The sequence below is a fragment of the Lysobacter enzymogenes genome, assembly GCF_900106525.1.
GTDB lineage: Bacteria > Pseudomonadota > Gammaproteobacteria > Xanthomonadales > Xanthomonadaceae > Lysobacter > Lysobacter enzymogenes.
The window spans coordinates 393,850-416,023 of record NZ_FNOG01000004.1 but is presented as its reverse complement, the minus strand read 5'-3'; the positions used below and the strand labels follow the sequence as shown (position 1 = coordinate 416,023).

The 22,174-nt window shown below is 66.3% G+C and carries 19 protein-coding genes; 8 read left to right on the top strand and 11 right to left on the bottom strand.

All coding sequences use genetic code 11. The features are described from left to right. Nucleotide 1: 1 nt before the first annotated feature. From BLU84_RS26475 to BLU84_RS12665, 3 genes are all read left to right on the top strand, one after another. Nucleotides 2-2,635, top strand: coding sequence for a GAP1-N1 domain-containing protein (locus BLU84_RS26475; RefSeq protein ID WP_074867917.1), 2,634 nt, complete (start codon nucleotides 2-4; stop codon nucleotides 2,633-2,635). Nucleotides 2,636-2,991: 356 nt separating this feature from the next. Next, on the top strand, nucleotides 2,992-3,276 hold the full coding sequence (locus BLU84_RS27180) for a hypothetical protein (protein WP_074867349.1): 285 nt from the start codon (nucleotides 2,992-2,994) through the stop codon (nucleotides 3,274-3,276). Between the two features lie 611 nt (nucleotides 3,277-3,887). Then, nucleotides 3,888-4,370, top strand: a complete 483-nt coding sequence (locus BLU84_RS12665; protein ID WP_074867347.1) for a hypothetical protein — start codon at nucleotides 3,888-3,890, stop codon at nucleotides 4,368-4,370. 154 nt (nucleotides 4,371-4,524) lie between these two features. Here BLU84_RS12665 and BLU84_RS12660 read toward each other — a convergent pair whose 3' ends face one another. Both BLU84_RS12660 and BLU84_RS12655 read right to left on the bottom strand, forming a co-directional pair. After that, on the bottom strand, nucleotides 4,525-5,343 hold the full coding sequence (locus tag BLU84_RS12660; protein WP_074867345.1) for a hypothetical protein: 819 nt from the start codon (nucleotides 5,341-5,343) through the stop codon (nucleotides 4,525-4,527). A 173-nt stretch (nucleotides 5,344-5,516) separates the two neighbouring features. Continuing rightward, nucleotides 5,517-6,173, bottom strand: coding sequence for a hypothetical protein (locus BLU84_RS12655; protein WP_074867343.1), 657 nt, complete (start codon nucleotides 6,171-6,173; stop codon nucleotides 5,517-5,519). A gap of 271 nt (nucleotides 6,174-6,444) precedes the next feature. Here BLU84_RS12655 and BLU84_RS12650 point away from each other — a divergent pair, with 271 nt between their 5' ends. Continuing rightward, nucleotides 6,445-8,751 carry a CocE/NonD family hydrolase gene (locus tag BLU84_RS12650; protein ID WP_083382538.1) on the top strand — a complete coding sequence of 769 codons (2,307 nt, stop codon included), beginning with the start codon at nucleotides 6,445-6,447 and terminating at the stop codon, nucleotides 8,749-8,751. 172 nt (nucleotides 8,752-8,923) lie between these two features. Here the strand turns inward: BLU84_RS12650 and BLU84_RS26470 are convergent, their stop codons facing one another. Together BLU84_RS26470 and BLU84_RS26465 are read right to left on the bottom strand one after the other, a co-directional pair. Further along, nucleotides 8,924-9,742 (bottom strand): hypothetical protein, encoded by an 819-nt coding sequence (locus BLU84_RS26470; RefSeq protein ID WP_139174968.1) that lies wholly within the window; start codon nucleotides 9,740-9,742, stop codon nucleotides 8,924-8,926. Nucleotides 9,743-9,806: 64 nt separating this feature from the next. Then, nucleotides 9,807-10,334 carry a hypothetical protein gene (locus BLU84_RS26465; protein ID WP_074867341.1) on the bottom strand — a complete coding sequence of 176 codons (528 nt, stop codon included), beginning with the start codon at nucleotides 10,332-10,334 and terminating at the stop codon, nucleotides 9,807-9,809. A gap of 261 nt (nucleotides 10,335-10,595) precedes the next feature. Here BLU84_RS26465 and BLU84_RS12640 point away from each other — a divergent pair, with 261 nt between their 5' ends. The 4 genes from BLU84_RS12640 to BLU84_RS12625 all read left to right on the top strand — a co-directional run bounded on the left by BLU84_RS12640 (nucleotide 10,596) and on the right by BLU84_RS12625 (nucleotide 13,580). Beyond that, nucleotides 10,596-10,943, top strand: a complete 348-nt coding sequence (locus tag BLU84_RS12640) for an ArsR/SmtB family transcription factor (protein ID WP_074867339.1) — start codon at nucleotides 10,596-10,598, stop codon at nucleotides 10,941-10,943. 132 nt (nucleotides 10,944-11,075) lie between these two features. Then, entirely contained in the window at nucleotides 11,076-11,489 is a 414-nt protein-coding gene (arsC, locus tag BLU84_RS12635) for an arsenate reductase (glutaredoxin) (protein WP_074867337.1), read from the top strand. Between the two features lie 14 nt (nucleotides 11,490-11,503). Further along, entirely contained in the window at nucleotides 11,504-12,211 is a 708-nt protein-coding gene (arsH, locus tag BLU84_RS12630; protein WP_425479382.1) for an arsenical resistance protein ArsH, read from the top strand. A 64-nt stretch (nucleotides 12,212-12,275) separates the two neighbouring features. Then, a complete protein-coding gene (locus BLU84_RS12625; RefSeq protein ID WP_074867334.1) occupies nucleotides 12,276-13,580 on the top strand; it encodes an arsenic transporter in 1,305 nt (434 codons plus the stop codon). A gap of 21 nt (nucleotides 13,581-13,601) precedes the next feature. On the opposite strand, the gene BLU84_RS12620 is transcribed toward BLU84_RS12625, so the two are convergent. The 7 genes from BLU84_RS12620 to pgaB all read right to left on the bottom strand — a co-directional run bounded on the left by BLU84_RS12620 (nucleotide 13,602) and on the right by pgaB (nucleotide 22,173). Beyond that, the gene (locus BLU84_RS12620; protein ID WP_211664531.1) at nucleotides 13,602-14,033 is read right to left on the bottom strand and encodes a DUF952 domain-containing protein; all 432 of its coding nucleotides are present in this window, start codon (nucleotides 14,031-14,033) and stop codon (nucleotides 13,602-13,604) included. A 73-nt stretch (nucleotides 14,034-14,106) separates the two neighbouring features. Beyond that, complete coding sequence (locus tag BLU84_RS12615; RefSeq protein WP_170849158.1) at nucleotides 14,107-15,408, bottom strand: MFS transporter; 1,302 nt, start codon at nucleotides 15,406-15,408, stop codon at nucleotides 14,107-14,109. A 197-nt stretch (nucleotides 15,409-15,605) separates the two neighbouring features. Then, on the bottom strand, nucleotides 15,606-16,136 hold the full coding sequence (locus BLU84_RS12610) for a DUF4442 domain-containing protein (protein WP_074867332.1): 531 nt from the start codon (nucleotides 16,134-16,136) through the stop codon (nucleotides 15,606-15,608). A gap of 7 nt (nucleotides 16,137-16,143) precedes the next feature. Further along, entirely contained in the window at nucleotides 16,144-17,253 is a 1,110-nt protein-coding gene (locus tag BLU84_RS12605; RefSeq protein WP_083382537.1) for a phosphotransferase family protein, read from the bottom strand. A 285-nt stretch (nucleotides 17,254-17,538) separates the two neighbouring features. Next, nucleotides 17,539-18,870: a poly-beta-1,6-N-acetyl-D-glucosamine biosynthesis protein PgaD gene (gene pgaD / locus BLU84_RS26460; protein ID WP_074867330.1), complete on the bottom strand. Its 1,332-nt coding sequence runs from the start codon at nucleotides 18,868-18,870 to the stop codon at nucleotides 17,539-17,541. Then, on the bottom strand, nucleotides 18,867-20,126 hold the full coding sequence (pgaC, locus tag BLU84_RS12595) for a poly-beta-1,6-N-acetyl-D-glucosamine synthase (RefSeq protein ID WP_074867328.1): 1,260 nt from the start codon (nucleotides 20,124-20,126) through the stop codon (nucleotides 18,867-18,869). The genes pgaD and pgaC overlap by 4 nt, the downstream gene beginning before the upstream one ends. A 94-nt stretch (nucleotides 20,127-20,220) precedes the next feature. Continuing rightward, a complete protein-coding gene (gene pgaB, locus BLU84_RS12590; RefSeq protein ID WP_074867326.1) occupies nucleotides 20,221-22,173 on the bottom strand; it encodes a poly-beta-1,6-N-acetyl-D-glucosamine N-deacetylase PgaB in 1,953 nt (650 codons plus the stop codon). Between the last annotated feature and the right edge of the window lies 1 nt (nucleotide 22,174).

Genomic DNA, 22,174 nt, shown 5'->3' with positions numbered 1-22,174 from the left:
CGTGAATACATTCGAAGTCCAAGTTCATGGTTATCGAAAAGGGCATCAGCTATTAGCATCATCCGTAGCATTAGCTAGGGATGATCAATCGGTCGTGGATAGATTGTCAGACGTAGCTGGTCCGTTGCGACCCCGAGAGGTATTTTCCCCATATCTGTCTGCTTATCCATTGCCGAGCGGGACTTACTACGTCGTTGCGAGGACGTGGCAAGACATGACTGTTTCGCGAGCAGGGTGCGTTCGTACTAAAAGTATATTTGTTGAAATGGATGCGTGGCGTCGCGGCGCGTCGGTGGGAGGGATTCTTGAGCAAATCAGTTCCACTGATCTGCCTGATGCAAGTGAGGCGAAGTCTCTTAATGTCGGAGATGGGCATGAAGAGGGTTTTGCAACTGTGCCAAGTTTCAATTCTAGTGAGCTTCTCGAGGCTATTTTCTTTGAGGAGCTAATGCCTGTTGTGGTGTTTGACGCGCCAGATCCTGAGTTGATTGGCTTGCGTATATTGTCTTCGCTTTGGCCTGATATTCGCGCGGGTTTTGCGCTTTCGACGTTTGCCTTATCGCCCAGAAGGATTGGTGGACGTGACTTCGATCTTGTGTTTGCGCCGTTGAATGCGAAGGCTAAGTTCGCTGGCTGGGCTGGTCGCAAGATTGATGGGCGTCTGCAACAGGCTGAAAGACATAGATGGACGGGTGCAGTTGTTCGTCGGGTTTTTGTTGATCCTAATCCAAAGCTTTTGTCCGCTCGTGAGAATGAGTTGGTTCGTGGAAATTCGGTTAATAGTGCCTCGGTGCTGCGTATAGCCTTGTTATGGGATGAGCTTGTTGCAAAAGTTGAACAGACGCCTACGGCAGTGCTGGGATTGCTTGATATTGCCAACTCTGGCCTGGTGAATAGTGATTTAGTTTCTAGTCTGCTAGAGCATCGCCTGGTCTCTGCTGCTCGCAACGTGGCTGTTAGCCTTCCTGTCGACGACGCATGGGACTTTGTCGGAGCTATTGTGAGGAAGCTTCAAAGCGGCACGATGCCGGCAGGGCACGCTGCTATTGAGAGGCTTGCGACTAATCTTGCAAAGCGCTCTCCCCGTGGCGCGATTGAGTTGTTGCGACGGCCCGATGTAAAGGGGGAGATTGGCGCTCTCGTTCCTAGTATCGCTGCTGGTTTTAGTGAAGGAGCTAAGCCTCAGATCGAGAATGCTCTTATTGACGCTCCGCCGGATGTGTTTGCAAAGCTAGTATTTCAAAATACGGAGCTATCAAAGCTGTCTATAAGCTCTGATGCTCTAATAGAAAAGACGGGCGCCGTACTGAGGGACGCCGCCGCGCCTCAGTTTGCAGATGATGCGAGTGCTGTGCTGCTTCCGCTATTGGTGGAGGCTCGCCATCTTCCAGTCGCTGAGCCAATCTTCGAAAAACTGGACAGCATAGGTGTTGCAAATGAGCTGAGATGGCTAGGGCATGTCAATGATTTTGGTGCAATGGAGCTATGTGAGGCGCTCTTGGCTCGTGCAGAGGAAATCGATGGGTTTCTCGCTGCACGTGATGCTTTGATTTCACTGAAGCCTTCCCCGCGTCGAGATGAAATGATCGAAGCAACGCTGAGATCAAGTGTTGCTGATGTTCTATGGGTAATTAATAGAGACGGTGTTTCCGAGGATTTGAAAGGTAAGCTGCTGGCGATTTTGTTCAGACATGCAAGCGTTAAGGAGCTCCGGGAGTTGCTATCCCATGAAGTGATAGGTGTGGGAGCTGTAAGGTACTCCGCGAACTTCGAAATAGATATTTTGGCGCGCATCGTTCTAGAAGATGCTCTTCCGCTCAATGCGTATGCTCATTTTGTTCGGGCTTATATCTCGAAAGCTGACGGAGAGGCTAAGGCTGAAGTCGTATCTCACGCGTTGAAGAAATTCTTGTCGATTAGTTTTGAAGAAGATGATGGCGACACCCTATTGCTTTTGCTCAACGCGTTGGGCTCTAAGGTTGATGGGCTATGGGTGGTCAAAGTTGGCTTGTCGCGTGGGCTTTCTGCTGAGGTTGCCAGTAGAAATGCAATCATATTTGAGAGGTCTCAAATCGAAGTTCGCGCATGCTTTGTTGCTGTTGTGGATGAGTTTGCTCGTATGTTGAAGGAGCGACGAAATTTTGATCTTTCAGAGGATGCACTTGATGCATGCGCGAAGCTGATGTTCGACGCTGGGGAATCGGCACGGAATTCTTATGGGCGCGCTGCCGCCTGGTTAGTAGCGCCGCTCTTACTGGCGCGCCGACGCCCAGTCTCTCTGCTTGTTGCGGCTCTTTTTCCCGAAATTTACCTCCGTCTTGATAAAGATGAGGAGGCATCTGATTTTTTTGGAGTATTTTCCTTTCTTGGTAAGTACTCGCGGAAATCCGCTCGCGAAGATCTTGTTGAAGCTTTCGTATATTCAAGCTGGAGGCCGGGGCATTTCGCATTGACAGCTATTCGATGTGGTGATGCGCCGAGATTTTTTGCGAGAGTCCTTAAGTTGTATCGTGGGGAAGAGTACCTGATTCAAGTTGAAAAGGATTTGAGTGCTTTGAGTGTTGAAGATCAGTACTCGGTTAATCGCGCTATTGCCAAGGTTCGGCCTGCCTCTCGTGCCAAGCGCAATCGCTGATTTTCTTGTTTTTAAAAAATAACATAGTCCGTTATGCTTGGGTTAGCAGCTTGCGTCGTTGATCTCCGGCGATAAAATCGGACGTGTCTGATTGACAGCCTTTGTTGGTCTCAGCAAAGTCGCAGCCAAGGAGCCTCTAAACTCCTCAAACAGCGGAACCCACCTCCGAAAATCGGTGGGTTTTTCATGCCTGAAGTTTGGGCATGACCGATGCTGCGTCCTGCGTCGGGAGGGCGGCTAATACAACACCCGAAAGGGGAATACGCCCGCCGTCTGTTTGCGGTTTAGAGCCTCCCGACATCCCGCCGGCGCGTCTGCGTCCGGCGGGTTCCCGCCCAAGGACAGGAGTACCGCGTATGCCCCGCACCCCCGACCACACGCCGCCGCCCGAAGGCGTGGTCATGCCCGTTGACGCGTTCAAAGCCCTCTCGGCGTTCCAGCAGGAACTGCACGGCATCGTGCGGACCTTGCAGCCGGAGGTGTTGATCGAGATCGGTTATCCGCCCGGCCAGGATCACCGTTTGTTGCGCGAAGTCTTCCAGGCGCTGGCGCGCCGGCTGGATCCGGTCATGGATGCCTGTGTGTGGACGCCCACCGGGGACGGCGGCGCCGGGTCTGCGGCGTCGCAGCGCCTGCACTGATCCGCGCCGGCCCGGTTTGAGTGGGGGCGGGGTGGGCGCAAGCCGCCTCGTCCCGTCAGCCAGTCGCTGGGGTCGGGCATCGGCCGGAATCGCTCCGGCCGCAACACAAAACGCTTTGCGCGCAAGCCGAAACGGGCCGCGCGCAAGGCGATTCGCTCCGGTGTCGGGCGGTTCGGGTCCGCCCGCAAGCTGCGGCGCCCCGCCCGCAAGCTCGCGCATCCCAGCCGCCAGCCGCGGCGCGTTGCGCGCGGGCTGCCGAATCTTGCGCGCCACGCTTCGCACCTTGCGTTCGCAATGCGTCGGGGCTTGTGCGCAAGCCGTTTGGGTTGCGCGCGGGGCGCAACGGCTTGCGCTTGCTGCGGCAAGGCTTGCGCGCAAGCCGATGTGGCTTGCGGGCGCAACGCGCGGCGCTTTGCGCGCAAGCCGGAGGTGTCGCGCGCGGCCCGCGCGGGTTTGCGCTTGGGTGTTGGCGGTGTGCGCGCAAGGCGCAACGGCTTGCGGTCGGGGCGGCGGGGCTTGCGCGCGGGGCGTGGCGGGTCGCGCGCGCGGTTCTAGGCTGCGCGGACCGGCCGCTGGGGCCGGCGTGAATCCCCCGATTGCCAAGGACTGCCATGAGCCAGAACCTGATCGACCTGACCCTGTCCGCCGAGTCCATCGCCGCCATCGACGAGGCGCTGAACGTGCTGGAAATCCACCTTGCCGGGCTGGTGGCGCTGCCGCTGGACCAGCGCCGCCAGCTGACCAAGATGGGCGACAAATCCGAAGCCTTCTGCCGCCAGGCGCTGCATGTGATGGGCGAGAACCCCGGCATCCTGCCGCGCAATTTCGACCTCGACGGCTTGCGCCGCGATCTGGCCTTGCTCGACACCCTGCGCCCGCGCGCGCTGCGCCTGACCCGCCTGCACGAGCGCATGCGCGACACCGAGACCGCGCTGGGCAGCGATCTGATGACCAACGGGCTGGAGGGGTATGCCTTCCTCAAGATCGCCGGCAAGGGCGAGGGCCTGGAGGCGCTGCGGCAGATGCTGTCGGCGCGGTTCAATCGCACCTCGGCCAAGCGCGCCGAGCCGCCGGGCGAATCGGCCAGGGCTTGAGTGCTGGATACGAACAGGCCCCGCGTTGCGCGGGGCCTGTTTTTTTGGGGCGGGGCGCGGCCGCCTGCGAATCTGGAACCCGCGGCGGCGGCGCTTGCGCCGCAGGTGCGGGTGCAGTGGGCGCGCCTGCGTGCGCGCGGCGGGCCGGCGGCGCTTATCCGCAGAAGACCGCGACGATTCCATTCGGCACCGAGCGTTTCTCCGACATCACCCCGACGAATTCGGTGGTGTAGCAGACCTCGCGCAGCGGCGCGTGGTGGCGGTCGTCGGTGCCGGGCGCGACGCCGCGCTCGCCGGCGTAGAACTGGCAGTAGGCCTGGATCGGTTGGCCGTGCTTGCGGTACGCGCTCACCGCGATATAGAAGCCTTCCAGCGACTGCACGCCCACGCCGCCGAACAGGGCGAAGCCGACGCAGGGGTAATTCTTCTTGTCGACCGGGTTCATGATCGCCTTGGCGGCGGGGATCGTGGTCGCCAGCGGCAATACGTTCGCTTGGCCGTTCGGGCCGATGTGGAAGTGGATCTCGCTGAGGTCGGTGTTGGCGGTGTTGAACAGCACGCCTTGCAGGTGCAGCTTGATGTTGAACAGTTCGATGAGGTCGAGCACCAGCGTGTACAGGCTGATGCCGATGCCGATCTCGGTTTCCGCCGCGCCGGCGATGCCTTCGATCAGGTCGAGGGCGATGCTGTTGCCGGGATCGTTGGGGTTGCTGGGGATGTCGGGCAGGGTGTAGTCGCGGGTGGAGATGATGCCGGTCTTGTCCTGGTAGGCCTTGAGCAGGGCCATCGTGTTCGCGCCCGGGCCGAGCCCGCGCTTGAAGTCCTGGTGGGCGGCGGTGAGGGTTTCGAGGAAGTGGGCGACCGCGTCGGGCGCGGTGGCCGGGTTCTTGAGGCCCGCGCTCAGCGCCTGGTAGGCGGCGCTTTCGGTGTTGAGCCAGGTGATGTGGGAAAACTGGCAATCCGGGAAGCTCATGGCCGTGTTCCTTGGTGTGCGTGGGGTGGCGGGGCGCAACCCTGAAGGAACGTGGCGTGGGGGCGTGAGCGGTCAACGCCCGCCTGCGCGGGCGCGCAGACGGGCGACGAGGCGGTCGGGTTCGGGCGGATGGCGTTGCCGGCGTCCGCGCGTGTTGGGGCGCCGGCGCGGTGTTAGGCCTTGAACGTGGGTTCGTCGCGGACGTAGGCGGACCAGACGTCGGCGCCGAGTTCGTCGTGAAGCCGCGCGAGGATGCCGTGCATGCGTTCGCGCAGTTCCGCGACTTGGGCCACTAGTGCGGCGCGCGGCGTGGAGATCGCGACTTGGGTTGCGTCTTCGTCCGGATCGCTTTGCAGGAAGTACAGCGTGTCGTCCCGGGCGTAGGTCTGCAGCGCCCAGCCTTGATCCGTGTCGTCGTGCACGGGGCCGTCGGCGATGTCGACCAGCGGCCGCAGAAAGCCGTCGATCTCGGCGAAGCTGTCGTACCACGGAAAGGCGATGCCGACGCGCTGCTCGGGATTCCACAGCCACAGGCGCAGCCAGAAATAGTGGCGGATGGAATTGAACGGCAATCGGTGCTGGCGGGCCAGGCGCACGATCTGGCGGTAGTGATCGGCCAGCGCGCGCTCATAGCCCCGCGCTTCGGCAGAGCGGACCAGGCCGGGATCCTGCATCGGCAGGGCGGGCGGCGCCAGCGGCTCGGCGAACGTCTGCAGGTCGGCCGGATCGGAAAACCGGTCGGGACCGTAGTACAGGCGCTCCTGGATCAGGAAGCACACGTCGACTTGCAGCGACGCGATGGGCCGGGTGTCGGAAAGCCAGGAGGGCATGGGGGCGGTGCCTGGGGAGGGTTCGGTTTTGGGGAGGGCGTGCCGCGCAAGTGGATTCGGTGCGCCGCGCGCCAGTGTCGGCGACCTCGTTCGGGGGTTCAATCGCACGTCGGCCAAGCGGGCCGGGCCGCCGGGCGATTCGGCCAAGGCCTGAAGGCTGGCAACGCAACGGCCCCGCGATCAGCGGGGCCTTTGCTTTTTGCGGCGCGCGCGCGACGATCCGGCCGGTGACGGCATCCCTTGAAGGATTCCGTTGCGCCTGGGAGGGCGAATGCTGCGATCCATCGTGATGACGGCGCCGGTGGCCGTGGGGTTGTTCTGCGCTGGCGAGGCTGCGTCGGCGGCGCCTGCTGCGCCGTCTGCGCTGTATGCCTTGCCCGCGGGCGTCGCCGACGACCCGGAGCGCCTGGACGCGGCGATGCCGGCGTTGGCGCGGCGCTTGCTTGCCGATGACAGCGACGGCGCGAGCGGCGGCGATTCGAATCAGCGCTTCCGCCTGCAACTGGCGGCCGGCGATTACGCCGCGGCCGAGCGCAGCCTGGAGGCGTTCGCCGCGAGCGCCACCCAGGGGCCGGTGCCGGTGCGGCCGAACGTCGCCCATTACCGTCTGTATGCGCGCGCCAAGGCCTTGCAGGCGCGGCATGGGCAGGGCTTCGACGCGGCGTTGGAGCGCGCGTTCGCCGAGACGGTGGCGACGATGGACGACCGCCGCGCCGGCGTGGCGATGCGCGTGCTCAATGCCGAGGCGGCGGACGCGCCGCGCCAGCGCCGCGCGCTGGCCGATGCGCTGGCGCCGTTGCGCGAGCGGCCGGCGCTGGATCGCGACGCTGCGGTAGCGCTGGTGCGCAGCTATCTGGCCGAGCGCAGCGATGCGGCGATGTCGGCGCGGTTGCCGGCGCTGGTGGCCGGCGACGATGCGCGGCGCTATCTGATCGAGCGCGACGTGGCCGTGGCCACGCCCGACGGCGCCACCGTCTGCGCCACAGTCGTGCGCCCGCGCGGCGCGCCGGCGAAGCGGCCGACGCTGTTGAACTTCACCATCTACGCCGACCCGGTCACCACGCTCAACGAGGCGCGGCGGTCGGCGTCCAACGGTTATGTCGGCGTCACCGGCACCAGCCGCGGCAAGGGCTGCAGCACGGACCGCGCGGTGCCTTACGAGCACGACGGCGACGATGCCGCGACGCTGATCGACTGGATCGCCGCGCAGCCGTGGAGCGACGGGCGCGTGGGCATGTATGGCGGCAGCTACGAGGGCTTCACCCAGTGGGCCGCGGCCAAGCGCCGGCCCAAGGCGTTGAAGGCGCTGATGCCGTCGGTGACCGGCGCGCCGGGCATCGACGTGCCGATGGAGGGCGGCATCTCCTACGCCTTCCAGTACTACTGGCCGTTCTACGTGACCAACAACCGCCAGGTGGACACCGCGGCGATGGAGGACGAGGCGCGCTGGAATCGCCTGTATCGCCAGTGGTATCTCAGCGGCCGCGCTTACCGCGAGCTGCCGCAGATCGACGGCACGCCGAACCCGTTCTACCTGCGTTGGCTGTCGCATCCGGATTACGACGCGTATTGGCAGGCGATGATCCCTTACCGCGACGAATTCGCCGCGCTGGACCTGCCGGTGCTGACCACCACCGGCTATTACGACGGCGCCCAGATCGGTGCGCTGTATTACCTGCGCGAGCATTATCGCTATCGCCCGAACGCCGAGCATTACCTGGTGATCGGGCCGTACAACCACATCAGCGGCCAGCGCGGCACCGTCGCCACGGGCACGCGTTTGCGCGGGTACACGCTCGACCCGCAGGCGCAGATCGACCTGGGCGAGTTGCGCTATCAGTGGTTCGACTACGTGTTCAAGGGCGCGCCGAAGCCGGCGCTGCTGGCCGACCGGATCAACTACCAGGTGATGGGCGCGAACGAGTGGAAGCACGCGCCGTCGCTGGCGGCGATGGCGCAGCGGCGGCAGCGTTTCTACTTCGGTGCGGCCGCCGGCGGTGATGGCCGGCATGGGTTGCTGGCGACGCCCGCCGGCGCGGACGTCTTTGCTGAGCAGACGATCGACCTGCGCGACCGCAGCGACGCCGACCGCATCGTGCCCGGCGGCGGCATCGTCGATGCCGAGCTGGACACGGCCGGCAGCGTGGTGTTCGTCAGCGCGCCTTTCGCCGCGGCCGAAGAGTTCAGCGGCCTGTTTTCCGGCCGGCTGGAGGCGAGCGCGAACAAGCGCGATTTCGACTTCAACATTTCGTTGTATGAATGGATGCCGGACGGGCGTTACTTCGAGCTGTCGCGTTATCAATCGCGCGCCAGCTACGTCGGCGACCTCAGCCGCCGGCAACTGTTGCAGCCGGATCGCCGCACGGTACTGAACTTCGAAGCCGGACGCGCCACCAGCAAGCGCATGCAGGCCGGCAGCCGCTTGCTGGCGGTGGTGAGCGTGCTGCGCAATCCGCAGCAGCAGATCAACTACGGCAGCGGCAAGCCGGTCGCCGCCGAGAGCATCGCCGACGCCGGCGAACCGCTGCGGGTGCGCTGGTATGGCGGCAGCTATCTGGAGATTCCGCTGAGCCGGTGAGAATCGGCGACGTTGCAGTCTGGCCGCCGCGCGGCGCCAGCCGAATGCCAGTGCGCCGTTACCGATCATCAGCGAGCTGCCGACTCGCTGGATGTGGTGAACCGCGATACGAAGGGGCGCGCAGGCGGTTGATGATGCCATCAGGTTCTGGCGGCCGGCGTTGGCCTCGCGATCACGGACGCGAGGACGGTGAGCCGCCGGAAGGTTTGTCGGGGGGCGGGGCGGCTTCGGGAAGCGAGCGATACGCCTTTGGAGGTGTGAAGTCGCTCCTCAGCTCAAGGTTTGCGCCGATTGCGACGCGCGCTTGCATAAGAAAAGCAGGACGCTGAAGTGGGGCGATGGGTCTTGGCGCACCGACATAGCGGGCATCGACACGGTTCAGTTCATGCTGGAAAGCGCTGACGCGTTTTGGGTTCGTGTCCAGGCCTCTACCGCAAAGGGCGTCCGCCAGTACGCGAACGAATAAAACTGCATTGGCGTTTAAGGCCGTATGACCGTCGGGCTCGAGTGCCAGGGCAAGCTCGGTCGGAAGCGACCCGGCTCCGGGGCATGGTTTTCCTGGCCACCAGTGATCTTTGAATACAGGTTGGATCGAATAAAGCAGGACTTCATGGTTTACCAAGCCAACCATTCGACCAAGCTGGGACCGGCTTATTGCCTTGTATTTCTTCTTGTCTGGGCACGCCGCTTTGGCTTCGAAATGCTTCACCCCAGCCAGCACATGTCCTCGCTGCGTGCATAGAGTGACGTTGAGTGCGATGTCGCCGTTGGCCGTCTCGTAGTCGCCATACGCCTTGAACATTCTCCAAGAGGCGCTGCAGGCTTTATCTTCCCAGTGCACGGTACCCGACGTCCCGATCGCGCGCAGAACATCTCCGGTGATTCGGTTCTCGTCCCAAGTGTGTGTGCGTTGATCTTCCTCGTTCCAGCATGCATTGATGGCGCTATAAATCGCGTCATTCGTTTCGTAGATCCAGTCCCATCGGTTCATGTGCGCTTCCCTTCGTCTGTTGTTCAACGCTGCTCAGACATCTAATGCGTTGTTATGCCGGCTTCTAGCGCTCAGAGTCAATGTTGAACCAAGGCCGCCAACAGCCGACCAGACGGTCTTCCGTAAAGAATCGCTCCGCTACCGCATTGTCGAGAAATTCCGTGGTGTAGGAAAAGCCCACATTGCGCATGATGACGCTCAGCGGGTCCAGCTCCCTCGGGAAAATGTGCTCGATTCCAAACCTTAATTGGCATGAGCTCGTCCGGGGCTTGGCTTTCCTGTTATCCGAAGACGGAGGGTGAAGTCGGCCAGGACATTTCCTTTTGATGTGCAGGGCGAAACGTTTCTTGATGTTCGTGGTCTTGCCGACATACAGGCACGGATAGGCGAGCTCGTTCGGCCACCAGTCGCGGTACTCGACATCCACTGCTTGCCCGCGGGGCCCTTTCAGCACGATGTGCCTATTGGCCGACATCAGTTCCGACTTCGTTGCGATCCACCAGAAGGCATAGACGCCGGGAGAGGCGGGCAGTGCATTGCCCGTTTTTTGGAAGAACGAGTCGACTGGCCGTACATCGCTGGATAGATGCATGAAAGACCTGATGTCTGGATCAAGCTCGCCAAAAGCTTGCGTCGGCTTGAGTGAATGGTTGGACGGCGCTGTTTGAAGACGTTAGCAGGCGAACTGGGCAGGGCGCTGAAGCTGTTATGGCCATTGCGTGAGTGCTCGACCGGTAGCGGCGCAGAGCCATTCTGTGGCGTTTCCCAATTTCCCGTGACGATGACCGCGGCGCTAGCCAGCCATACACGGCTGGCTCTTGAACTCTACAAGTATTCTTGTAGTATTTCGCCCATGAACGACGACACCGCCGTCCAGGCGCTCTCCGCCCTCGCTCACGCCGACCGGCTGGCGGCCTTCCGCATGCTGGTGCGGGCGGGGCCGCAGGGGATGGCCTCGGGCGAGATCGCCGAGGCGCTGGCGATCGCGCCGACCCGCATGAGCTTCCATCTGGCCGCGCTGGAGCGGGCGAAGCTGCTGCGCTCCTGGCGCGACGGGCGACGCATTTTGTACGCGGCCAGTTACGACGATATGCGCGAGCTGCTCGCGTTCCTCACCGAAGACTGTTGTTCCGGCAATCCGCAGATCTGCGCGCCGCTCACCGACTTCGTCGCGGCTTGCGATGCGAAGACGTGTTCATGAGCGGCGGCTAGCGGTTTCGCTTTTGGTTTTCCGCGCCGACGGCCTATGAGGGGCGCCGTTGCCGCGCCGATGTTTCGCGAGTGGGTGCCGGCTGCGTCGGCGCCTCGTCCTGGCTCGACCTGAGGTTTCGTCATGCGCATCACGATCTACCACAACCCCGATTGCGGCACCTCGCGCAATGCATTGGCGATGATCCGCCAATCGGGCGAAGACCCGTTGGTCGTCGAGTACCTGAAAACGCCGCCGTCGCGCGAGACCTTGCAGGGCTTGATCGCAGCGATGGGCATCGCGCCGCGCGAGTTGCTGCGCGAGAAGGGCACGCCTTATGCGGAGCTGGGCCTGTCCGATCCGGCGCTGGGCGATGAGGCCTTGCTGGACGCGATGCTGGCGCATCCGATCCTAATCAACCGGCCGATCGTGGTGTCGGACCAGGGCGCGGCGCTGTGCCGGCCGTCGGAGAAGGTGCTGGCGTTGTTGGCGCATCCGCTGACGTCGTTCGTCAAGGAAGACGGCGAAGTGGTGAAGCTGCCCGGGGCGTCGGCATGAGCGAGGCGATGCCGATGGAGTTGCCGAACCTCGACCCGGCGCAACTGATGGCGATCGACACCGCCGCGCTCGCCGCGCCGGGCGATCCGAGCCATCCTCCGCGGATCCTGATCCTGTACGGCTCGCTGCGCGAGCGTTCGTACTCGCGCTTTCTCGCCCATGAGGCTGCGCGTTTGCTGCGCTGGTTCGGCTGCGAGGTGCGGATCTACGACCCGCGCGACCTGCCGCTGCCCGACGGCGCCGAGCCGGACCATCCCAAGGTGCAGGAGCTGCGCGACTTGGCCGATTGGTCCGAGGGCATGGTGTGGGTGAGCCCGGAACGCCACGGTGCGATGACCGGAATCATGAAGGCGCAGATCGACTGGATTCCGCTGACGGTCGGTTCGCGACGGCCGACCCAGGGCAAGACGCTGGCGGTGATGCAGGTGTCCGGCGGTTCGCAGAGCTTCAACGCGGTCAACCAGCTGCGCACGCTCGGCCGCTGGATGCGCATGGTCACGATTCCGAACCAGTCGTCGGTGGCCAAGGCGTTCCAGGAGTTCGACGAGGCGGGCCGGATGAAGCCTTCGTCGTATTACCAGCGCGTGGTCGACGTGTGCGAGGAACTGGTCAAGTTCACCTGGCTGGTGCGCGGGCGCTCGGCGTATCTGACCGACCGATACTCGGAGCGTGTGGAGAGCGCTGAAGAATTGTCCCGGCGCGTGAATCAACGCGCCATCTAAGGCGCTGCCCGATGCATCGCTTGATGCGTCTTCCATCTTCGTTCGATCTCTGACTGAGCGCCGCATGCTTGCCCTCGCTATTTTCGTCGTCACCCTGATTTTCGTCATCTGGCAGCCGCGCGGGCTCGGCATCGGTTGGTCGGCGCTGGCCGGCGCGGCCGTCGCCTTGGCCACGGGCGTGGTCGGCTGGCACGACGTCGGCACGGTGTGGGGGCTGGTGTGGGATGCGACCTTCACCTTCGTCGCCTTGATCGTGATTTCGCTGATCCTCGACGAGGCGGGGTTCTTCGCCTGGGCGGCGCTGCATGTCGCGCGCTGGGGCGGCGGCGACGGGCGTCGGCTGTTTCCGTTGATCGTCCTGCTCGGCGCGGCCATCGCCGCGGTGTTCGCCAACGACGGCGCGGCGTTGCTGCTGACGCCGATCGTGCTGGCGATCCTGCTGCGCCTCAACGTCGCCCCGACCTGCGCGATGGCGTTCACCATCGCTTGCGGCTTCATCGCCGACACCGCCAGCCTGCCGCTGGTGGTGTCGAACCTGGTCAACATCGTCAGCGCGCAGTTCTTCGAGGTGCCGTTCGGCCGCTATGCGGCGGTGATGGTGCCGGTGAACCTGGTCTCGGTCGCGACGACGTTGTTGGTGTTGTGGGCGTGGTTCCGCCGCGATATCGCCGTGCGTTACGCGGTCGACGCGCTGGAGCCGCCGCGCCATGCGATCCGCGACGAGGCGGTGTTCCGCGCGGCGTTCCCGCTGTTGGGGCTGCTGTTGCTCTCGTACTTCGTCACCGGGCCGCTCGGCGTGCCGATCGCGGCGGTGACCGGCGCGGCGGCGGTGGTGCTGATGGCCATCGCCGGCCGTTGGGGCCGCGGCGGCCGCGGCGCGACGGTGCAGTTAGGCAAGGTGTTGCGCGAGGCGCCGTGGCAGATCGTGCTGTTTTCGCTGGGCATGTATCTGGTCGTCTACGGCCTGGGCCATGCGTGGCTGACGCGGGAGGCCAGTGCGGTGCTGACCTGGCTGGCGGCGCAGGGCACGTTCGCGGCCACGGTCGGCACCGGCTTCGCTGTGGCGGTGCTGGCGTCGGTGATGAACAACATGCCGGCGACGCTGGTGGGCGCGCTGGCCATCGACGCGGCGCCGGTGCCGGCGCTGACGCGCGAGTTGATGGTCTACGCCAACGTGGTCGGCAACGACCTGGGGCCGAAGTTCACTCCGATCGGTTCGCTGGCGACGCTGCTGTGGCTGCACGTGCTGGCCGGCAAGGGCCAGCGGATCGGCTGGGGCGAGTACATGAAGGTCGGCTTGGTGTTGACCCCGCCGGTGCTGCTGGCGAGCTTGGTCGCGCTATGGCTGTGGTTGCCGTGGGTGCGGTGAGGGCGCGAATTCGGCGAGGCCTTATCGAGCGCCGTTCGCGGGGACGACGACCTGACCTTGCTCGTCCCGCCGCAGCGGCTCGACCCAGAGCACCTGGCGCTGCTGCAACACGCCGTACAGATGCGGAAACTCCATCGCGCTGCGCGGCGACAGTTCCCACTTGATCGTGTCGCCGGCGGCCTTGAGGTCCACCGCGGCGATGAACAAATCGGACTGGCCGGCGAAGTGGCGGTCGGCGGTGCGGGTGAGCTGGGCGTCGGTGGACAGGTGGATGTAGCCGTCGGCGGCATCCTGCGGCGAACCTTCGAAGCGGCCGCTGGTTTCGAGCGTGGTCTTTTCCGGCCGGGTCAGGATCTTGTAGGCGATGGCCGGGCGCGCGGCGGTGTCGCCGGCGTGGGCGTCGTGGCCGGCGTTGCCAACCATCATCGATGCGAGTACCGCGAGCGTGGTCATGGAGCGCCTCATGGCTGGCCTTGGGGTGGCGGCGGAATCGGTGGTGCGGACGGTCGAGCGGCGCGCGTCGTCGCTAGGGCGAAGGCGCTTCGCGCAGGCAGGCCCACGCGAGCGCCGCAGAGACCAGCAGCGCCGCGATCGCGACATAGCAGACGGTCCGCATGCCTGCGCCCGCGCCGCCGCCGGCGAGCAACAGGCCGCACAATGCCACACCCAGCGCCGCGCCGGTTTGCCGGACCGCGTTGATCGCGGCGGCCGCGGTGCCCGATTGCTCGCGCTCGACGCTGCTCAGGATCAGGCCGGTGGCGGCCGGCATCGCCAGCCCCATGCCGGCGGGAATGGCGAGGAAGGCGGGCAGGATCCACAGGTAGCCGTCGCCGGGCGCGAGCCGGCTCAGCCAGGCGAAGCCGGCGGCGCAGACCGCCGAGCCCAGCGCGATCGCGGTGCGCACGCCGTGGCGGGTCAGCACGCGCGCGCTGAGCAGGTTGGCGGCGATGAAGGCGGCGGCCAGCGGCAGGTAGGCCAGGCCGGCCTGCAACGCGGTGTAGCCGGCGAACTGTTGCAGGTACAGGCTCATGGCGAACAGCAGGCTGTAGTAGGCCAGGCTGACCGCCAGCGCCGACAGCAGGGCGAGGCTGAAACGCGGCCGCGCGAACAAACGCGGCGGCAGCAGCGGCTGCGCGGCGCGCGATTCCACCGCGACGAAGGCGAGCGCGCAGACCACGGCCAGCGCTGCCGCGCTCCACACCGCCGGATGCTGCGCGCCCAGGCGCGGGGTTTCGATGATCGCGGCGATCAGCGCGGCCAGTCCGACGACGGCCAGCAGTTGTCCGGCGAGGTCGAGCGCGCGTTCGGGCCGGCGTGGCGTTTCCGCGAGTCGCCATACGAGCGCGATGCCCACCGCGCAGATCGGCAGATTGACCAGGAAGATGCTGCGCCAACCCAGCGTCTGCAGCAGCGCGCCGCCGGCGACCGAGCCCAGTGTGGCCGCGGCCGCGCCCGAGGCGGTCCACACCGCCAGGGCGCGCGCGCGGCGCGGCGGATCGTGGGCGAAGGCGTGGTTGAGCAAGGCCAGCGAGGACGGCACCAGCAACGCGGCGAACACGCCTTGCAGGGCGCGCGCGGCGACCAACTGCGCGACGTTGCCGGCGAGGCCGCAGGCGATCGAGGCGAGCAGGAAGCCGCCCAGCCCGAGCAGGAAACTGCGGCGCGCGCCGATGCGGTCGCTCAAGGCGCCGGCCGACAGCAGCAGCGAGGCGAACAGCAGGGTGTAGGCGTCCATGACCCATTGCAGGCCGGCGAGGTCGGAGCGCAGGTCGGCGGCCAGCGTGGGCAGCGCGAGATTGACGATGGTGACGTCGAGTTGAACGATCATGAAGCCGAAGCACGCGGCCGCGAGCACGAGGCCGGACGAGGGCGGCGTTCGCGCGCGGGCGTCTGCGGCTTGCGCGGGTTCGCGTGCGGTTTGCGGGGGCGTGGTGTCGGTGGCTCGCATCGGTGCGATGGGCTGCGCCGATGCGTTGTCCCGATGGGGAGGCGTTTGCGCCGAAGCCGGCGCGCGGCTTTCGCCGCTCACGTTGGCGCCCGTGGCGTTCGCGGCGCCGACGACCACACCACGTCGACGTGTCCGCGCACCGGCGCCGCGCCGGTTTCGTCGATGACCTTCATCGGCACGCGCAGGCGGCCGCCGCCGGCGTTGGCGGCCGCGCCGATCTGCGCCGGATCCAGGCTGGCCTGCGCCTGCACGCCGCCGTGCAGCGGCTTGCGGAAGTCGGCGTGCACGCTTTTGACCAGTAGGCGCGCGCCGCGCGGCAGGTGTTGCGCGACCACCAGCGCGGCGGCGTACTCGCCGGCGACACTGGCGGCCATCGCGTGCAGCGCGCCGACGCGGTTGCGCAGCGCGCGGCGGTTGCCGGCCAGGATCGAGACGCGGCCCGGCGCGATCTGGACGATGCGCAGGCGGTGGGTGCGGAAGTAGCGGCTCTGCTGGCCCACGGCCGCCGACACGAGCCGGTAGCGCCAGGCTTCGGGCAGGAACGCCAGGCGCTCCAGCGCGGCGGACAGGTCGCCGAGGATCCACTCGTGCAATCGCGAGAAGGGCATGGCCGACTCAGGCGCCGAGGGTCAAGCCGCGGCAGGTCCAGTTGAGGTAATGCGCCAGCGCCCAGATCCGGGTGAGGAAGGCTTTTTCTTCGCCGTCTTCGATGACGTGGCGCTGGTGCAGCTCCTGCAGGTTGATCAGGTAGCGGAACAGGCCGAACACGCGATAGAACGGCCAGTGCTCGCGGCTGCGGCCGGTGGCGGCGAAGTAGCGGTCGGCGATCTGCTCGCGGGTGAACATGCCGGGCAGGTGCGAGGGCTGCCATTGGTAGCGCCGCATCAGCGCGTTGTCGCCGGGTTCGACCCAGTACGACAGGGCGATGCCCAGGTCCATCAGCGGGTCGCCGAGCGCGGCGAATTCCCAATCCAGCACCGCGCGGATGCGGGTGGGCTGGGCGGCGTCGAAGACCAGGTTGGCGAGGCGCCAGTCGTTGTGCAGCACGCGCACGGGGCCGTGGCTGGGGACGCGGTCGATCAGCCATTGCGCCATCCAGCGCAGGTCGGGCAGGGTCCAGGCCTTGAGCCGGTGGTAGCGGCTGGACCAGTGCTGCAGGCGCTTGCGCAAATAGGCCGGGTGATGATCGGCCGGCAGCGCGCCGCCGCCGCCGAGCGCGCCCGGGTCGATCCGGTGCAGCGCGATCAATGTGTCGACTAGGTTGGCGCACAGCCGCTGGGCATCCTCGGGCGTCGGCGTCGCGTGCGCGAACGCGTTGCGCTGCGGGACGATGCCGGGCACGTAGCGCATGAGGTAGAACGGCGCGCCGGCGATGTGCGGGTCGTCGCACAGGTGCAGCATCTCGGGCACCGGATAGTGCGGGGCGAGCGCGGCTTGCAGGGCGAATTCGCGCCGCAGCCGCTGCGCGCCGCCTTGCGCGTGCAGCGGGCGGCGCAGCACCAGGTCGTCGCGGTCGCAGCGCAGCCGGTAGGTCAGGTGCGACAGGCCGCCGGCGAGGCGTTCGATCCGCGCGACGCGGCCGACGTCGAGCGCCTGCGTGCGCAGCCAGCGGGCGACCGCCGCGCCGAGTTCGGCGAGGTCGGGCGGCGCGGCCGCGATGTGCGCTTGCAACGGCTCGAAGGGCTCGTCGCAGGCGAGCGCAGTCGGGTAGTGGACGAGCGCCATATCGATCCCTTGACGAGCGGCTACGCGTTCTTGCGCAACGTAGCCCGGCGATATCGCGGTCGTCGTGACTGCGCTCACAGGCGATCCATCCCTCACCTACGCTCACTGCATCGCGTTGGTTATGACGCGATGTGCGCAGCGGATAAGGCGCGATGCGCGCGTCGGTGGAGGCTGCGGGCGGCGCTTACGCAAAGCCCCGCCGGTGGCGGGGCTTTGCGTCGATGCGTGCGGTGGCGCACGCGTCGGCTGTGCGCTGGTTCGGTCGGGTTTGCGTCGGTCGTGCTTTTAATCGCGCGGCTTGAACTCCACCGGCACGATCACCACCGCCGCCACCGGCTTGCCTTCGCGCATCGCAGGCGCGAACTTCCAGCGCCGCACGGTGCTGACCGCGGCGCGGTCGAGCGCGCGGAAGCCGCTGCGGCGGCTGACGTCGACCCGGGTCGGTTCGCCCTGCGCCGAGACTTGCACGCGCAAGGTCACCAGGCCGCTTTCGGATTGGCGCAGCGCGTCCAGCGGGTAGACCGGTTTGGGGCTGAAGCCGGGCAGCGGGCGCGGTTTGGCGCTGGCCGCGGCGGCCTTGCGTTGCGCCAGGGCTTTGGCCTGGGCCTCGCGCCGCGCTTTGGCTTCGCGCGCGCGGGTGGCGGCATCGGCTTTGGCGCTGGCCGCTTGCGCGGCGGCGTTCGGGGTCGCGGCGTCCGGCGTGCCGGCCACTGCGTCGTCGGCCGGGCCGACGAAGCCCGGGCCGTCGGCGTTCGCCGGCAGCGCCGGACGGTCCATGCCCGGTGCGCCTTCCAACCCGTGCACCGGCTCGGAGCTTTCGATCTGGCGATAACCGTGCGAAACCACGATCAACACGCCGATCACCAGCGCGATCGCCGCCAACGCCACCACCAGCAGCCAGTTGCTGCTCGGCGCGGTCGCGGTGCGGGTAAAGCGCGGCTTGGGCGGCAGCGGCGGGAACGGGTTTTGCGCGGGCGGGTTCGGCGTCACCGCGGTCACCGACAGCGGCACGGCCTGGTTGGTATCCATGTGCAGCACGCTGACGCGGCCGGCGTTGAGCGCCTGCGCCACTTCGGCGCTGGCGCCGAGGCTTTGCGCGACCTCGTCCAGGCTCACGTCGGCCAGGCGGGTGCGGCGTTCGGCGTCGTCGCCGGCGAAACGCCAGCGGTTGTACTCGGCCCACGTCAGCAGCAGCGCGACCACTGCGGCGGCGGTGGCGGGCAGGGCCAGCATCAGGAACGGATCGACTTCGTGGGTGCGCAGGTACAGCTCCGAGGCCACCGTGCGCAGGCCCAGCAGCCACAGCACCAGGGTCAGCACCGGCGTCCACAGGTACAGATACGCCAGCCAGAACGCGCCGGTGACCACGCCCCACAGCGTGCGCGGCAGCGGGTGCTGCGAGCCGGGTTTCTGGATCAGGCGCGAGTCGTGCTTGTGCGAGGCGGGTTTGTCGGCCTTGTTGGACTTGCCGGGTGCTGCGGGTGCGGCGGATTTCGCCGGCGCCAGCGGCGGCGCGGCGGTGCTGTGCGCCGGACGCGAGAAGCCGTCGGCGGCGCGGCCGGTGTCGGCGCCGCGCGGCGGCGCGCCTTCGTCGGGCGGGCGGCGGTCGTTGCTCATCGCAGCCCCCGGTCCGGGCTGACCCAGGTCGCGAGGGTGCCGCGGCGCTTGAGCAGGGCCTTGGGCACCGCGGTGACGGTGGTGAAGAAGCTCAACAGCCAATAGGCCATCGGGTACCAGATCATCCAGTAGTAATTGCGGCCGACACCGGTTTCGTAACGTCGATCGATGATGATGCTGGCAGCGAACTGGAGCAGGCAGATCAGCGCCAGGATCACTCCGTGCCACGACGGCAGCAGCGTGCTCACGCGCAGTTGCACCGGCAGATCGACGAACAGGCCCAGCGCCCACAGCAAAATGATGAAGGCCATGATGTAGGCCCAGGCGACGCTGGCGACGTACTCGGCCATCACCGCCCACATCCGCCGCTTGCGCCACGAGAACAGGTCGCGGCTGTGGCGCAGCAGCACTTCCACGCCGCCCTGGGCCCAGCGCAGGCGCTGTTTCCACAGGCCCTTGAGGGTTTCGGGCATGAGGATGAAGCACATCGCGTTGGGTTCGTAGCGGATGTCCCAGTGGTCCATCTGCAGGCGCCAGCTGATGTCGATGTCCTCGGTCACCATCGAATCGGACCAGTAGCCGATGCGGTGCAGGGCGCTGCGCCGGAACGCGCAGATCACCCCGGACACGGTGAAGATGCGGCCGTACACGCGCTGGGCGCGCTTGATCATGCCGATGATCGAGGAGAACTCGCCGACCTGCAGCCGGCCGAGCAAGGTCGAGCGGTTGCGGATGCGCGGGTTGCCGGTGACCGCGCCGACGCGCGCGCCGGAGATCAGGTGCCAGACCATCCAGTGGGTGGCGTATTCGTCCAGCAGCGCATCGCCGTCGATGCACACCAGGTATTCCGAGCGCGCCGCCAGCGCGCCCATGCGCATGCCGTTGGCCTTGCCCAGGTTGCGGTCCAGATGGACCACGCGCAGGCGCGGGTGGATCGCGGCGAGGCGGTTGAGCTGCTCGCCGGTGTCGTCGCGGCTGCCGTCGTTGATCGCGATCACTTCGAAATCGGGATAGCGCTGGGCCAGCGCGGCGGCGATGGTTTCGTGGACGTGGTCGCCTTCGTTGTGGCAGGGGATCAGGATGCTGACGAACGGCGCCGCGTCCAGCGGCGGCGGGTCGGTGCGGCCGCGCGCGCTGCGCTCGCGGCGGAAGTAGTAATACAGCCCGCCGGCGATCCAGAAGAACGACATCACGATCGGATAGAAGAACGCGAACTGGAACAGCGCGGTCAACAGTGGACTGGTTTGAGGGCTCATGCGTGGCGACGCTCCATCGACGGCGGCCGATCCTGGCCGCGCGCCGGTCTGGTTTCGAAAGTGCGGTCTGTCTGCGCGGTGCGGCGGTGTCGGCTTATTTCTCGAGGTAGGGGAAGCCGCGCGCGGACATGATTTCGCGCGCGTCGGCGGTGGAGGGGCGGTCGGCGATGAAGTCGTCCGGGTACCACGCCAGATGGCGCGCGCCGTCGGCCTGCAGGCGCCGCGCCATGCGCTTGAGCTGCTCGGCCGGAATCGGCTTGCTCTTGTCGCGCCAGTCCACGGTCTGCAGTTCGAAGATGGTGTGCGACAGGCCGCGCGGCGAGGCCTTGACCCGTTCGACCAACTGGTCCATCCAGCGCTGCGGGTCGCGGCTGTTCTCCATCCACGGCATCGCCATCACCGCGGTGTAGTCGTAGGCGTTGTTGAACGCGGCCAGGTCCTGGGCGAACCAGCTCTCGCTCTTGGGCTGCAGCACCGGCGCGGCGAACAGGTTGCGCACGGTGATCAGCTTGGGCCGCCACTTGCCGGCGGCGCGGGTCAGTTCCTGGGTGAAGTCGATCAGCGCCTGGGTGCGCGCGGCCGGCGCGGCCGGGGCGATGCCGCGCAGTTCGTCGTCGCGCAGGAAGGCGTCGTCGTGGAACAGCAGGCCTTCGGTGTAGCCGCTGATGGCGAGGTCTTCGTAGATCTGCGCGACGATCTCGCGGGTGCGCGGGTCGAACGGGTTGAGCCGGTGGGTTTCGGCCGTGTTGCTGGACTTGATCGCCAGTTGCGCGTCCAGCGCCTTGTCCGGCAGCTCGTAGCCGAGCACCGGCAGCCACGCGAACACCTTGGCGCGGGCGCGGGTCTTGATCTGCCAGGCGACGCGGTTGAACAGGTCCGCGCGCATCGGCAACTGGCGGTTGGGGAAGTACAGCGCGTCGGCCGAACCGTTGCCGTCGGGGTCGGCGAAGGCCTGCAGGAACACGTGGCTGGGGCCGACCTGCTTGATCCGTTCGATCAGCTTGTCGAGGTTGCGCGCCTGCTGCGCCGGGTCTTTGTCGTAGACGTAGTCCAGGTCGACCTGCAGCGCGCGCACGCCGTCGAGTTCGGTGTCGTGGCGCAGCTCAAAGGTGAGGTCCTGGATGGTGGGGTTGTCGAACACCAACAGGCGGGCGAGGCCGTGCAGGTCGCGCCCGATCGTTTGGTGGCGGCCTTCCAGATCGAAGGTGACGCTCATGCCGAGCTTGTCGGCGATGTCGTTGGTCTGGCTGTTGTAGGCCGCGTACGGCCACACCACCGAGTGCGGCGACACGCCCAGTTCGCGCTCGATCTTGGTCTTGCTGGCGGTGAGGTCGCGGCGCACGCGATCGAGGTATTCGGCCTCGGTTTCGTAGCGCTGGGCCTTGACGCTCCACTCGCGGGTGATCGCCGCGGGCATGGTGTTGCCCTGCGGGTTGGAGGTGATGCCGCGGTGCAGGTTGTCGCTGTGCGAGGAAATCTCGACCAGGCCCGAGGCCTGCATCTCGCGCAACTGGTCCCAGGTGACGAAATCGTCGTGGGTGAACATGCGCGGGCCGTAGTCGACCTTCTGGTCTTTCGGCAGGTCGACCCAGCCGGTGACCACCGCCATCAGCGCCGGGTAGTTGTAGGCGCGCAGCAGCGGGAACACGTGGGTGTAGATGCTGCGCAGGCCGTCGTCGAAGGTCAGCAGCACCGCCTTGGGCGGCAGCTTGAGCTCGCCGCGCGAGGCCTTGATGACGTCGCTCAGCGACACCGGGCGGTAACCGTGGCCGGACAGCCAGTCCAGGTGCGCGGCGAAGTTCTGGGTGCTGACCGCGTAGGCGTCGGGGTCGCCCTTGCGCGCGACGTCGTCGCGCACGTCGTGGTAGCTCAGCACCAGCAACTGGTCGCCGCGGCTTTCGCGTTCGGCCGCCTGCGCGGCGCTGAGGTCTTTGTCTTGCGCGCCTTGCGCCACTGGCGCGGCCTGCGCGGCCAGCGGCAGGGCCAGCAGCAGCGCGGCGGTGGACAGGACGCGGCGCAGTGCGGCGTGGATGGATGCGTGCGTCATG